We start from the raw sequence: 13,811 nt of genomic DNA, 5'->3' as shown, positions 1-13,811 counted from the left end.
CTGCGGCCGGACCGCGGGCTGTGGCGGATAGAAAACATCGACATCCCGGTCTCGACGCGGGCGATCACGACGCGGCATGAGTGGCTCCCCTCGCTGACTTCGGTCTATATGGGAAGGCTATGCCTCGGTCGGCGCGGGTAGTGGCGGATTGACCTGCCTCAATCACGCCCGTGACGGGTACCTGTGCGGCAATGATGTGCCGATGGACGACCTTGTGCACGGCCACTGTGACGACCGCTTTCACGCAGTACGCGACGCCCTGGCAGACGCGATCGCCGCCGGAGAGGAAACCGGCGCCGCCATCGCGATCGACATCGACGGTGAACTCGTCGCCGACATGTGGGGCGGGCACGCCGACGCCGCGCGTACCCGAACATGGGACGCCGACACCATCGTCAACGTCTTCTCGTCCACCAAGACCGTGACGGCACTGGCCGGGCTCATGCTGATCGACCGCGGACTGATCACCGCCGAGGCCCGGGTCGCCGATCACTGGCCCGAGTTCGCCGCAAACGGCAAGCAGGACATCGAGTTCCGTCATCTGTTGACGCACAGCTCAGGCTTGTCGGGATGGGACCAGCCGTTCACCATCGAGGAAAGCTACGACTGGGAGAAGTCCACCGCCGCACTGGCTGCCCAGGCACCGTGGTGGGAGCCGGGTACCGCGTCGGGGTATCACGCCCTGACCCACGGGCACCTCATCGGAGAGGTGGTGCGCCGAGTCACCGGCAAGTCTCTCAAAGAATTCGTCCGCGAAGAGATCTCGGGGCCGCTGGGCGCCGACTTCCAGATCGGGGCCGGCCCCGGGGACGCGCACCGCATCGCCGACATCATCCCGTCCGACGAACCGCTCGATCTGCCGTTGGACCAACTGTCCGAGATCGCACTCAAGACGTTCACGGGGACGCCGTCACCGGCAATCGCGAACAGTCCCGGCTGGCGCGCCGCCGACATCGGTGCGGCCAACGGACACGGCAACGCGCGGTCACTGGTCCGGATTCTCTCGGCAATCTCGTTGGGCGGCACGGTGGACGGGGTGCAGCTGCTGCGGCCGGAGACCGTCGAGTCGATCTTCGAGCTTCAGCTCGACGGCCCCGACGTGGTCCTGCTCGGACACCCGCTGCGCTGGGGACTGGGATTCGGTCTGCCGCAGACGCAGACCGTGTCCTATGTCCCCGATGGCAAGATCTGCTTCTGGGGCGGCTGGGGCGGTTCCTGGGAGACCTGCAACCCCGATCACCGCGCCACGTTCGCCTACGTGATGAACAAGATGGGGCCGGGCGTCGAAGGTTCCGCGCGCACCGCCCGCTATCTGAACCTGTTCTACGAGGCTCTGGCTGACAAGGCGAATCGGCGGCCTGCCGGGTGGGCTGCAACCTGCTGACGGGCTGCCAACGTTAGTATTTGTCGACGCGTCCTTGGATACCGTCTCCACAGGCGCACGAATCACGTCGGAGGTAACCGGATGACCAGCCAACCGGACCCGGCAGGCTGCTCAGTAGAAGAGAGCCGTGTCGGTCAGGTCAGTGTGGTGACAGTGGCCGGAACGGTCGACATGCTCACCGCGCCCCAGCTCGAAGAGGCGATCAACTCCGCCGTAAAGAGCTCAGCCCCGGCCATCGTTGTCGATATGAGCGCCGTGGAGTTCCTGGCCTCGGCCGGGATGGGCGTCTTGGTGGCGGCACGGGAACAACTCGGAGACACCGCGCGGTTCGCGGTTGTCGCCGACGGACCGGCCACCAGTCGACCGCTCAAACTGGTCGGGATCGCCGAGGTCGTTGATCTGTTCGCGACGCTCGACGAGGCTTTGGCCGCATTGAAGACATAACGCCGGCGACTACGGGGTAGCCATAGGTCGACATGACACACGCAGGCCAGTCAGCTCAGTTCGCCAAGGACGTGACGGCCGCACCGGAAGTTGCGGCCCAGATACGCCGTGAGTTCTCCAGTTGGCTGAGCACGCATCTCACGCTCGACCCGACCAAGGCCAGTGATGTGGTGCTGGCCGTGAACGAGGCGCTGGCCAATGCCGCCGAGTTCGCGTATGTGAATGCCCAAGCGCCCGGGGTGATGCACGTGCGCGCCGATTACGACGAGGACACGGCGGTACTCACCGTCACCGTCACCGACGAGGGCGTCTGGCGCATCGATGAGACCGGCCACAAGAACCCGGCCCGCGGGCGGGGAATCCCGTTGATGCGCGCCCTTACCGATCACGCCGTGATCGACTCGAACCACGCAGGTACCGAAGTCCGCCTGCAATGGCGTCACATCGATCAGGACTGCGGAAGCCGCACCACCTGAACGAAGAACTCGTCGATCTGACGGACCGCGCTCATGAACTGGTCCAGGTCAACGGGTTTGGTCACATAGGCGTTCGCATGCAGCTTGTAGCTGCGGAGAATGTCCTCCTCGGCCGAGGAGGTAGTCAGTACCACGATGGGGATGTAACACAGATCCGAGTCGGACTTGATCTTCTCCAGCAACTGCCTGCCGTCGTATTTCGGCAGGTTCAGGTCCAGCAGGATCAGATCCGGGCGCGGCGCGTGTTCGAAGGCGCCACGCCGATAGAGAAAGTCCAGGCCTTCCTCGCCGTCACGAGCGACGTGCAAGTTGTTCTTGATCTTGTTGTGCTCGAAGGCTTCCCGGGTGATGAGCTCGTCTCCGGGATCATCCTCGACCAACAGGATGTCAATGGCTCGGTTGACCGATAAGGTCACTGTGAAGTTCCTTCCAACTGGGCTTCAGACACGACGTCGGGGACGGTCGTGGGTGTCTCGGGCAGGGTGAATACGAACCGGGTGCCGGGCGAGTACGACGTGTCGATCCAGATGGATCCGCCGTGGTGCTCGACGATCTTCTTGCACAGCGCCAGTCCGATACCGGTGCCGCTGAAGGCGTCGCGTCCGTGCAGGCGTTGGAATATCACGAACACCTTGTCCACGAACTCCTCGCCGATGCCGATCCCATTGTCCGAAACACTGAATACCCAGTTTTCGGCCAGTTCACCCGTACCAGGCCGGCAGTTGATGACGATCCGGGGCACAACCCCCTCGCGACGGAACTTCACGGCGTTGCCGATCAGGTTCTGCCACAGCATGGCCATCAGGGTGGGATCGCCGTCTATCTGCGGCAACGGCTCATCCGGTCGTTCGATCTCGGCGCCCGACTCCCCGACCGCCGTCGCCAGGTTCTTCAACCCGCTGTCGAGTGCCTCGTCGAGGTTCACCTCGGTATGGGTGGCGTTGAGCCGGCCCACCCGCGAGAACGTCAGCAAGTCGTTGATCAGCGATTGCATGCGCTTGGCGCCGTCGACGGCGAAGCCGATGTACTCGAGTCCCCGCTCGTCCAATTTGTCGCTGTAGCGCTTCTCCAGCAGCTGACAGAACGAAGCGACCTTCCGCAACGGCTCCTGGAGATCATGCGATGCGACGTATGCGAACTGCTCCAGTTCGGCATTGGAACGGCGCAACTCCTCGGCCTGCTGATCGAGGGTCTCCTGAGCAGACCGCGATGCATCCAGTTCGTCGACAACCCGCTGCCGCATATCCTCGACATCGGCCGCGATGGCCCGAATATCCTTGGGGCCCTTGGGGATGATGCGTTCGGAGAAGTTCCCCTCGGTGATCCGGCGACACGAGGCTGCCAACGCGGCAAGTGGTCGGGTGACGGCGCTGCGCACCAGCACCGTCAACAACACCGCCATGGTGAAGAAGGCCGCGATCATCGCGATCACCACGCCGTCGCGCCAGGCCCGAACGTGGCCCAGCTCATCGACGCTGGCCTGCCGGGCCTGACTGAGGTTGGTGTTCTGCACATCGAAAAGCCCACGCAGGCCGTCGAATTCCCGCTTGCCGCGATCCGCGGAACGGGTGTCGACGACCGCGGGCCGGCCGACCTGAACGCCGGCGACGAGCGGCTCCGCATAGTTGGCCCGCCATGCCGCCGCTGCCGTCTCGATCGAGTCCAGATCGGCCAGGAGATCGTCGTGGCCGGCCAGGTAGCCGCGGATGTCCGCTGCCGCCGCCGCTTCGGCGCGCTGCCCGTCGCCGTAGGGCTCCAGGAACCGCGGGTCGGCGGCAATGGCGTATCCACGCACGGCCGTCTCCTGGTCCCGCAGAGCGGCCTGCAGTTGGTAGGCCGCAACCCGAGCGGGCTGAATGTTGTCGATCAGCTCTCGCGATACGGCATCGGTACGGCTCACCAGCGCGATACCGGCTACCGCACCGGTCAGGACGATTACACACATCACCGACACCAGCAGGTTCTGCCAGCCTTGCACTGTGAGCTTCATACCGGTGAACGCTCCACTCTGATCAGCGCGATGTCATCACTGAGACCGCCGTGTGGACGCGCGCGGGATTCGACTTCGCCGATCAGTGCATCGACGAAGTCGCGTCCGGGCAGCTCTGCCAGCGACTTCGCCAGTTCGAGCAGGCCTTCTTCGCCGAGACGTTCGCCGCCGGACCCCGCGTGCCCCTCGAACAATCCGTCGGTGAGCAGCACCAGACCGTGTCCTTCAGGCAATGCAAGCCGGTTGACCGGCCACTCCTTGGCCCCCAGGCCGAGCGCGGAGCCCGCGGTGGGCTCGATCCATCGCACGGTATCGCCGCCGTGTAGCAGCAGACCCGGATGTCCGGCCCGAACCACGTCGTACTGCCCGCTGTCGGGATCGAGCGCCACGCTGAGCAGGGTCGCGAAGATTCCCGGTCCGTGGCGCTCGGTGGTCAGGATGCGGTCGAGCTGGCGCATCCGCTCGTTGCCCCGCAACCCGGCGAATGTGAGTGCGCGCCAACCGATCCGCAGAGCCACGCCGAGGGCGGCCTCGTCGGGACCGTGTCCGGCGACGTCGCCCATCATCACGTGCACGGTCCGGTCGGGGGTCTGCACGATGTCGTAGAAGTCTCCGCCCAGCAGGGCATCCCGACGGCTGGGCAGAGATTTGGTGACGATCTCGACACCCGGATCGTCCAGGAGCAACGCCGAGGGCAGCAGGCCGCGCTCGAGACGAGCGTTCTCCCGTTCACGCAGCCGGCTGGCGTGCAGGTCCACCGCCGTCAGCTCGGCGCGCTTGCGCTCGATGGCGTACACCAACGCACGTCGCAGCATCTCCGGATCGACGCGTCCCTTGACGAGATAGTCCTGTGCGCCCGAGGCGACCGCGGATACGCCGAAATGCTCGTCGTTGAGACCGGTGAGCACGATGACCGGAATAGCCGAGTCCAGCCTGCCCAGCCGGTGCAGCGCATCAATGCCCTGTGCGTCGGGCAGATTCAGGTCGAGCAGCACGCAGTCGGGGCGGTCATCGGCCAGCACGCGTTCGGCGGCCGCCATGGACTGCACCCAGACCAGGTCGATGTCAGCGGTGTCGGCCAGATCGGCGATCTGCTCTTCGACCAGCAGCGCGTCGCCGCGGTCGTCCTCGACCAACAACAGAGACAATCGCCGGCCCGGACCGGGACCGGCGAGTGTGGCAGAGGGATACGGCTGCTCCGCGCGCATGGGATCACGTCCTTCACTCACTGAGGCCACCCGGTCGCGCTGACCTCTGCATTAGTGACGACGTGGTCGAGAGTACCTAGACGCGGGCGTCAATTCCCCGGCGGTCGACCAAATACGGGCTCGAGATCAGGAGGCCCGGGCCTGTGAGCGCAGTTCCAGCCTGCGCAGCACGTCGCCGCCCAGAACCCGCGCATCCTGGCCCGGCGTGGCCGGGATGAGGGTGACGCCGTCGGCGACCTCGGCGGCCTCGATGTCGGCGATCAGACCGGTAAGGCCGTCGACCGTCCCGACGTAGCGCACCTCGGCCTCGGGGCCGGCGACCGTCAGGCTGCAGCGCGCCGAGCGATAGTCCCCGGCCACCGCGACGGTGACATCGAGGATCACCGAGAGGGCCTCGTCCTCGGACTTGAGACCGGACCGGATCCGGCGCGCCTGGGCCAGGTCGGACGCTGAGATGCGCGCCGTCGGCTCGTCGCCGTCGGTCAGCTCGGTCCAGGTCTCGGCGTCCGCCACGAATATCCGCACCCCGCCACGCTAAGTGCAAATACCGCACCTGCACAGAGTTACGTTCAGGCGGAATGCAAGGAACTAACGCGCGTCCCGCACCCGTGTCTTGTACAGACTCGCGACGGTGGTGATGGCCAGCGTCACCACGATCACGCCGAGGCTGGCCAGCGTCGGGATCTCCGGGACGTGCACCGGCTCACCGCCGTTGATGAACGGCAGTTCGTTCTCGTGCAGTGCATGCAGCACCAGCTTGACGCCGATGAAGGCCAGGATGAACGCCAGTCCCTGGGACAGGTAGACCAGCCGCTTGAGCAGGTCACCGAGCAGGAAGTACAGCTGCCGCAGACCCATCAGGGCGAACACGTTGGCGGTGAACACCAGGTAGGGCTCCTGGGTCAGCCCGTAGATCGCCGGGATCGAGTCCAGCGCGAAAAGCAGGTCGGTGGTGCCCAGCGCGACGATCACCAGGAACATCGGCGTCATCAGCCGCTTGCCGTTCTCGTGCACCCACAGCTTCAGGCCGTCCCACTGGTCCGTGGTGCGCAGGTGCTTGCGGGCGAAGCGCACCACGCCGTTGTCGCCGTCGTCGTCGTGGTCGGTGTCACGGACGAGGTTGATCGCGGTGTACACCAGGAATGCGCCGAAGATGTAGAACACCCAGGAGAACTGGTTGATGGCCACCGCACCGAGCGCGATGAAGACGCCGCGGAAGATCAGCGCCAGGATGATGCCGACCAGCAGGGCCTGCTGTTGATAGACCCTCGGCACCTTGAAGCTGGCCATGATGATCAAGAAGATGAACAGGTTGTCGACCGAGAGTGAATATTCGGTGAGCCATCCCGCGAAGAACTCCAGCCCGAACTGGCTGCCGTGGAAGTACCAGACCCATACGCCGAAGGCCACCGCCATGCCGATGTAGATCGACAGGTACGTCGCGGTCTCACGCGTGGTGGGTTCGTGCGGGCGCCGCCCGATCACGATGACGTCGAACAGCAGAACGGCGATCGTCACTGCGAGGGTGACAATCCATTCCAGCTGGGTTACCTGCATCAAAAATCCTCCGGTCGTCAAAACGCCGGAGGTCTCTTCCACCGGAAACACGCACCGGTCCGCGACACCGATCGATCATTGACGACCGACGTGATGACGACATCGCAGCGAAGGAATACTCCCCTCCGCCGACCAGTCTGCCTGACGGATCCCACGAACCGAAATCGAACCGGCACGCCGGCCGACCCGCCGTGCGCCACTGGGCCGTCGCCGCGGCGGCTTAGTAGTTTGTACTCGTGACAGCTCCCGCCGGTCCGCACGAGATTCCTCCGCAGTACGTGCTATCCCCACTGGCCCCCGAGCCGCGCACGCTCGTCGACATCCTGCACGACACGGCCCGGCGTTTTCCCGACGCACCCGCCCTCGACGACGGCGCCGTCCAGCTGACCTACGCCGAGCTGATCGCCGACGTCGCCGACAGCGTGGCCTGGCTGGCGGCGCGCGGAATCGGCCGCGGCGACCGGCTCGGAATCCGGATGCCCTCGGGCAGCTATGCGCTGTACGTGGCGATCCTGTCGGTGCTGGCCTGCGGTGCGGCCTACGTCCCGGTCGACGCCGACGACCCCGACGAACGGGCCGAGCTGGTGTTCGGCGAGGCCAATGTGGTCGGCGTGATCACCGAGGCCGGCCTGGTGCGCGGGCCCGGTTCGTCGCGTGGCTGGCGGGCCGCCGAGCCGCTGGGTCGCGACGATGCCTGGATCATCTTCACCTCGGGGTCGACGGGCACTCCGAAAGGTGTGGCCGTCACCCATCGCAGCGCCGCGGCGTTCGTCGACGCCGAAGCACGAATGTTTCTGCAGGACAACCCGATCGGTCCGGGAGACCGGGTACTGGCCGGACTGTCGGTCGCCTTCGACGCGTCCTGCGAGGAGATGTGGCTGGCCTGGCGGCACGGCGCCTGCCTGGTGCCCGCGCCACGGTCGCTGGTGCGCAGCGGCATGGACCTGGGCCCATGGCTGGTCTCGCGGGACATCACGGTCGTCTCCACAGTGCCGACCCTGGCCGCACTGTGGCCGGCCGAGGCGCTGGAAGCGGTGCGGCTCTTGATCTTCGGAGGTGAGGCCTGCCCGCCCGAGCTGGCGGCCCGGCTCGCGGTGGACGGCCGCGAGGTGTGGAACACCTACGGCCCCACCGAGGCGACCGTCGTGGCCTGCGCCGCACAGCTGGACGGCCAGGGACCGGTCAGCATCGGCCTGCCGCTGGCCGGCTGGGACCTGGCCGTGGTGGACAAAGACGGCCTGCCGGTGGCGATCGGCGACGTCGGCGAGCTCGTGATCGGCGGAGTGGGTCTGGCCCGCTACCTCGACCCCGACAAGGACGCCGAGAAGTACGCGCCCATGCCGACGCTGGGCTGGAACCGCGCCTACCGCAGCGGCGACCTGGTACGCCTGGAGGCCGACGGCCTGTACTTCCAGGGCCGCGCCGATGATCAGGTCAAGGTCGGCGGCCGTCGCATCGAACTGGGCGAGGTCGACAACGCGCTCGTGCACCTGCCCGGTGTGAGTGGCGGCGCGGCCGCGGTGCGCAAGACTGCCAGCGGTACCCCGCTGCTGGTCGGCTACATCGCCAGCACGGACCCGGATTTCGATCTGGCCGCTGCCCGGACCGCACTGTCGGAGTCGCTGCCGGCCGCCCTGGTGCCCCGGCTGGTGCTGCTCGACGAACTCCCCACCCGCACGTCGGGCAAGGTGGACCGCAACGCACTGCCGTGGCCGCCGCCGGGAGATGCCGATCAGGGCGCCCCGCAGCTCGACGGCACCATGGGCTGGCTGGCCGGGCTGTGGCAGGACGTCCTCGGCACGCCCGTCGAAGGGCCGGAGGCTGATTTCATCGCGCTGGGCGGCGGTTCACTGTCCGCCGCGCAGTTGGTCGCCGCGCTGCGCCGGCGCTACCCGCTGGTGACCGTCGCCGACCTCTATGACCATCCTCGGCTCGGCTCACTGGCCGGCTATCTCGACGAGCTCAAGCCGCCGCCGCAGATCCAGATCCGCGAGGTCAAACCGACGCCGCTGCTCACCCAGGCCGCACAGGTCGCGTTGTCGCTGCCGTTGGCCACCCTCACCGCCATGCAGTGGGTGGTCTGGCTGGCGCTGCTTAACAATGTGGCCGCCCAGACGGGGATCGTGTCGTGGGCGCATCCGCTCAGCTGGTGGTGGGTGCTGGCCGGATTCCTGCTGTTCGTCACTCCCCTGGGTCGCATGGGCATCGCGGTGCTGTTCGCCCGGATGCTGCTGAGCGGACTCGAGCCGGGCACCTACCGCCGCGGCGGGCCGGTCCACCTGCGGGTCTGGATCGCCGAGCGGTTGGCCGATGCCAGCGGCGCGGAGAACCTGGCCGGTGCGCCGTGGATGGTCTACTACGCCCGCGCCCTGGGCAACAGCGTCGGCAAGGGCGTCGACATGCACTCGGCCCCGCCGGTCACCGGGATGCTCAAGATCGGGCACCGCGCCTCCGTCGAGCCCGAGGTGGACCTGACCGGACACTGGATCGACGGCGACCTGTTCCACGTCGGGCCGGTGTCGATCGGCAACGACGCCACGATCGGTGCCCGCACCACCCTGCTGCCCGGCGCGAGCATCGGCAAGAACGCCGACGTCGCCCCCGGATCGGCCGTGGTGGGCAAGGTCAAGAACGGTCAGTTCTGGAAGGGCTCGCCCGCCGTGAAATCCGGCAAGGCCCGCCACCCCTGGCCCGACCACCGGCCGGGGCGCGCCCCGGTGTGGGTCGCGGTGTACGGCGTGTCCTCGCTGCTGCTGGCCGGCCTGCCGCTGCTGGCCCTGGCCGCGGGCCTGGCGGTGATCGTCTGGGGCGTGCATGACACCGCCTCACCGGCCGACGCCCTGCTGCCCGCGCTCGCGTGGACCCCGGCCGCTGCAGTAGTCGCCCTGGTGACCTATGCCGCGCTGACCGTCGTCGGGGTGCGCATCCTGTCGGTGCGGCTCTCGGAGGGCTACCACCCCGTGCGCAGCCGGGTGGGCTGGCAGTTGTGGACCACCGAACGCCTGATGGACGCGGCCCGCAACTACCTGTTCCCGATCTACGCCAGTCTGCTCACGCCGTGGTGGCTGCGGCTGCTCGGCGCGAAAGTCGGTAAGGACACCGAGATCTCGACCGCCCTGTTCACCCCCAAGTTCACCGAGGTGCAAGACGGCGCGTTCCTGGCGGACGACACCATGGTGGCGTCCTACGAACTGGGCGGCGGCTGGATCCACGTCGCCAAGGCCACCATCGGCAAGCGCGCTTTCCTCGGCAACTCCGGCATCACCCAGCCGGGCCGCAAGGTGCCCGACGACGGCCTGGTGGCGGTGCTGTCGGCCGCGCCGCACAAGGCCAAGGCCGGCTCGTCATGGCTGGGCAGCCCACCGGTTCGGCTGCGCCGCAACGCCACCGAGGCTGATGCGCTGCGCACGTTCCATCCGTCGGTCCGGCTCAAGATCATGCGCTCGGCGGTGGAGACCTGCCGGCTGATCCCGGTGATCGTCACCTTCGCGATCGGCGTCGCGGTGCTGGGTGCGATACAGGCGGTGACGATGCGGTTCGGCTTCCTGTGGGCCGCACTGTCGGGAGGTGTCGTGCTGCTGGTCGCCGGCCTGGTGGCCGGAACCATCGCGGTGATCGCGAAGTGGTTGGTGGTCGGCCGGATTCGCGCGGTCGAACATCCGCTGTGGTCGTCGTTCGTCTGGCGCAACGAGGTGTCGGACACCTTCGTCGAAACCGTCGCCGCACCTTGGTTCGCCCGGGCCGCCAGTGGCACCCCCGTGATGAATCTGTGGCTGCGCGGACTGGGCGCCTCGATCGGCCGTGGCGTGTGGTGCGAAACCTATTGGTTGCCCGAAGCCGACCTGGTGGCGCTGGACACCGCCGCCACCGTCAACCGCGGCTGCGTCGTGCAGACTCACCTGTTCCACGACCGCATCATGCGGTTGGACAGTGTTGTCCTCGAAGAAGGTTCGACGCTGGGGCCGCACTGCGTGGCGCTGCCCGCGGCTCGGCTGGGTGCCGGCGCCACGGTCGGACCGGGCTCGCTGGTGATGCGCGGTGACGAGGTGCCGCCGTCGACGCGCTGGCAGGGCAACCCGATCGCGCCGTGGAACATGTTCGGCAAGAAGCGTGCGGCCGACAAGGCCGCCGAAAAGTCCGCCAAGAAGACAGAAGACCCCGCCGCGTGACCCGATCGAAGAAGGCTGCAAAGAAATTGGCACCCCCGCCGGTTATTGACCCGTATCTGCCGCGCAACGGCAATTTCGGGTACCGGGTGTCGCGCTACGAACTCGACCTCGAGTACAAGGTGGCGATCAACCGACTGGCGGGCACGGCCACGATCACCGCGGTGACCTTGGCCGCGCTGCGCAACTTCACCCTCGACCTGTCCGACGCCCTGGCGGTGTCGCGGGTCACGGTGAACGGCCGCCGCCCGGCCCAGTACCGATGTTCGGGCGGGAAGCTGTCGATCACCCTGTCCTCGGCATTGCCGGCCGGGGCCGCGATGACCGTCGTCGTCCGCTACAACGGAACCCCGCGCCCCATCGAGTCCTATTGGGGTGACGTAGGTTTCGAAGAACTGTCGAACGGGGCCCTGGTGGCCGGCCAGCCCAACGGGGCGGCTTCCTGGTTCCCGTGCGACGACCATCCCAGCTCGAAGGCGAGCTACCGGATCCAGATCAGCACCGACAGCCCCTACTACGCCCTGGCCAACGGTGAGTTGATCTCCCGCAAGGCGCGCGCAGGGCACACCGTGTGGACCTACGAGCAGGCCGAACCGACGTCGAGCTACCTGATCACCCTGCAGATCGGCCAATACGAGAGCCAGCGTCTGACCAAGACCCCGGTGCCGATGCACGCCGTGCTGCCGGCCCGGTTGCGCCGCGAGTTCGACCACGACTTCGAGCACCAGCCGCAGATGATGAAGTTGTTCATCAAGCTGTTCGGCCCGTACCCACTCTCCAGTGGCTACACCGTTGTCGTCACCGACGACGATCTCGAGATTCCGCTGGAGGCCCAGGGCATCTCGATCTTCGGGGCCAACCACTGCGACGGGCACCGCGGCGCCGAACGGCTGATCGCCCACGAACTGGCCCACCAGTGGTTCGGCAACTCGGTGACTGCGCGACGCTGGCGCGACATCTGGCTGCACGAGGGTTTCGCCTGCTACGCGGAATGGCTGTGGTCCGAGCATGCCGGCGGCCACACCGCGGCGGAGTGGGCCGAGCACTATCACGAGCGCCTGCGCGACAAGCCCCAGGATCTCCTGCTGTCCGATCCCGGACCGGAGGACATGTTCGACGACCGGGTCTACAAGCGCGGCGCGCTGACCCTGCACGTCCTGCGCACCCGGATCGGTGACCGGAATTTCTTTGCGCTGCTGAGGGATTGGACGGCCCGCTACCGGCACAGCACCGCGTTCACCGACGACTTCACCGGGCTGGCCGCCGGCTACACCGATGAGCCGCTACAACCGCTGTGGCAGGCCTGGCTGTATTCCAAAGAGCTGCCGGACCTGTGACCGATGCCGGCGGCGCCCCCGCCACAGGACCCATCACGCGCAGCAGCGTCGCCCGCGTCGGACTGGCGACGGCGATCAGCGCGTTGTGCGGTTACGCCGTGCTGTACCTGGCCGCGCGCGATCTCGAGCCCGCCGGCTTCTCGGTCTTCAGCGTGTTCTGGGGCGCGTTCGGCCTGGTGACCGGGGCCGCCAACGGTCTGTTGCAGGAGGCCACCCGCGAGGTCCGCTCGTCTCGGCACCGGGATCTCAGCGGCGGGCCCACCACCCACCCGATGCGTATCGCCGGGCTGGTCGGCATCGCCGCGGCCGTGGTGATCGCGGTCAGCTCACCGCTGTGGAGCCCGCATGTGTTCGTCGAGTCCCGGGCCTTGAGCGTGGTGCTGCTGAGCGTCGGGCTGGCCGGATTCTGTCTGCACGCCACCCTGCTCGGGATGCTCGCCGGGGTGAACCGCTGGACCGAGTACGGGTCCCTGATGGTCACCGACGCCGGAATCCGGGTGGCCGTCGCCGCAGCGACGTTCGTGCTCGGCTGGGGGCTGGCGGGGTTTCTGTGGGCCACCGTGGCCGGGGCGGTGGCCTGGCTGATCATGCTGATCGCGGCACCCGCCGCGCGCCTGGCGGCTGGGCTTTTGACCGCGGGCAGTCCCGCGACGTTCCTGCGCGGGGCCGCCCATTCGATCGCCGCGGCCGGCGCCAGCGCGATCCTGGTGATGGGGTTCCCGGTGCTGCTCAAGGCCACGTCGGGTGATCTGGGTGCGGCCGGCGGCGTGGTGATCCTGGCCGTGACCCTGACCCGGGCTCCGCTACTGGTTCCGCTCACCGCGATGCAGGGCAATCTGATCGCGCACTTCGTCGACCAGCGCGACAAACGGCTGCGGGCACTGCTGGCCCCGGCGGCCGCGGTGGCTGCTCTGGGCGCGGTGGGTGTGGCCGCGGCCGGACTGCTGGGGCCCTGGCTGCTGCGGGTGGGATTCGGCGACGAGTACCGGGCCGGCGGCGCCCTGCTGGCCTGGCTGACCGCGGCAGCCGTCGCCATCGCGATGCTCACCCTGACCGGCGCCGCGACCGTCGCCGCCGCCCTGCACCGGGCCTACGCGCTGGGCTGGATCATCGCCACGGTCGCCGCGGTGGCCCTCTTGTTGCTGCCGCTCGGATTGGAAGAGCGCACCATCATCGCGCTGCTGTGCGGACCGCTGGTGGGAATCGCGGTTCACCTGGGCGCGCTGGCGAAGCTGGCTCTCGAATGACC

At 67.6% G+C, this 13,811-nt stretch carries 11 protein-coding genes; 6 read left to right on the top strand and 5 right to left on the bottom strand.

Annotated elements, in window-relative coordinates; all coding sequences use genetic code 11:
* Positions 1 to 202: 202 nt before the first annotated feature.
* From ACNQVK_RS07800 to ACNQVK_RS07790, 3 genes are all read left to right on the top strand, one after another.
* Positions 203 to 1,384 carry a serine hydrolase domain-containing protein gene (locus ACNQVK_RS07800; protein ID WP_418029062.1) on the top strand — a complete coding sequence of 394 codons (1,182 nt, stop codon included), beginning with the start codon at positions 203 to 205 and terminating at the stop codon, positions 1,382 to 1,384.
* A gap of 81 nt (positions 1,385 to 1,465) precedes the next feature.
* Complete coding sequence (locus ACNQVK_RS07795) at positions 1,466 to 1,828, top strand: STAS domain-containing protein (RefSeq protein ID WP_418029061.1); 363 nt, start codon at positions 1,466 to 1,468, stop codon at positions 1,826 to 1,828.
* A 32-nt stretch (positions 1,829 to 1,860) separates the two neighbouring features.
* Positions 1,861 to 2,304, top strand: coding sequence for an ATP-binding protein (locus tag ACNQVK_RS07790; protein ID WP_418029060.1), 444 nt, complete (start codon positions 1,861 to 1,863; stop codon positions 2,302 to 2,304).
* Here ACNQVK_RS07790 and ACNQVK_RS07785 read toward each other — a convergent pair.
* The 5 genes from ACNQVK_RS07785 to ACNQVK_RS07765 form a co-directional block, all read right to left on the bottom strand.
* The gene (locus tag ACNQVK_RS07785; protein ID WP_418029059.1) at positions 2,277 to 2,720 is read right to left on the bottom strand and encodes a response regulator; all 444 of its coding nucleotides are present in this window, start codon (positions 2,718 to 2,720) and stop codon (positions 2,277 to 2,279) included. The two genes, ACNQVK_RS07790 and ACNQVK_RS07785, sit on opposite strands and share 28 nt — an antisense overlap.
* Positions 2,717 to 4,294, bottom strand: a complete 1,578-nt coding sequence (locus ACNQVK_RS07780; protein WP_418029058.1) for a sensor histidine kinase — start codon at positions 4,292 to 4,294, stop codon at positions 2,717 to 2,719. The genes ACNQVK_RS07785 and ACNQVK_RS07780 overlap by 4 nt, the downstream gene beginning before the upstream one ends.
* Positions 4,291 to 5,502 carry a PP2C family protein-serine/threonine phosphatase gene (locus tag ACNQVK_RS07775; RefSeq protein WP_418029057.1) on the bottom strand — a complete coding sequence of 404 codons (1,212 nt, stop codon included), beginning with the start codon at positions 5,500 to 5,502 and terminating at the stop codon, positions 4,291 to 4,293. Before ACNQVK_RS07775 ends, ACNQVK_RS07780 begins: the two co-directional genes overlap by 4 nt.
* A 126-nt stretch (positions 5,503 to 5,628) precedes the next feature.
* A complete protein-coding gene (locus ACNQVK_RS07770) occupies positions 5,629 to 6,027 on the bottom strand; it encodes a hypothetical protein (protein ID WP_235732638.1) in 399 nt (132 codons plus the stop codon).
* Between the two features lie 63 nt (positions 6,028 to 6,090).
* A complete protein-coding gene (locus ACNQVK_RS07765) occupies positions 6,091 to 7,059 on the bottom strand; it encodes a TerC family protein (protein WP_090430839.1) in 969 nt (322 codons plus the stop codon).
* 236 nt (positions 7,060 to 7,295) lie between these two features.
* Between ACNQVK_RS07765 and ACNQVK_RS07760 the strand changes: the two genes are divergently transcribed.
* The 3 genes from ACNQVK_RS07760 to ACNQVK_RS07750 are packed head-to-tail and all read left to right on the top strand — an operon-like array spanning position 7,296 to position 13,809.
* A complete protein-coding gene (locus tag ACNQVK_RS07760; protein WP_418029056.1) occupies positions 7,296 to 11,228 on the top strand; it encodes a Pls/PosA family non-ribosomal peptide synthetase in 3,933 nt (1,310 codons plus the stop codon).
* Positions 11,225 to 12,562, top strand: a complete 1,338-nt coding sequence (locus ACNQVK_RS07755; RefSeq protein ID WP_418029055.1) for a M1 family metallopeptidase — start codon at positions 11,225 to 11,227, stop codon at positions 12,560 to 12,562. The genes ACNQVK_RS07760 and ACNQVK_RS07755 overlap by 4 nt, the downstream gene beginning before the upstream one ends.
* Entirely contained in the window at positions 12,559 to 13,809 is a 1,251-nt protein-coding gene (locus ACNQVK_RS07750; protein ID WP_418029054.1) for a hypothetical protein, read from the top strand. The genes ACNQVK_RS07755 and ACNQVK_RS07750 overlap by 4 nt, the downstream gene beginning before the upstream one ends.
* The last annotated feature ends 2 nt before the right edge of the window (positions 13,810 to 13,811 follow it).

The organism is Mycobacterium sp. 134, assembly GCF_048282715.1.
GTDB classification, from domain to species: Bacteria; Actinomycetota; Actinomycetes; order Mycobacteriales; family Mycobacteriaceae; genus Mycobacterium; species Mycobacterium septicum.
This window is presented reverse-complemented; position numbering and strand designations above follow the sequence as displayed.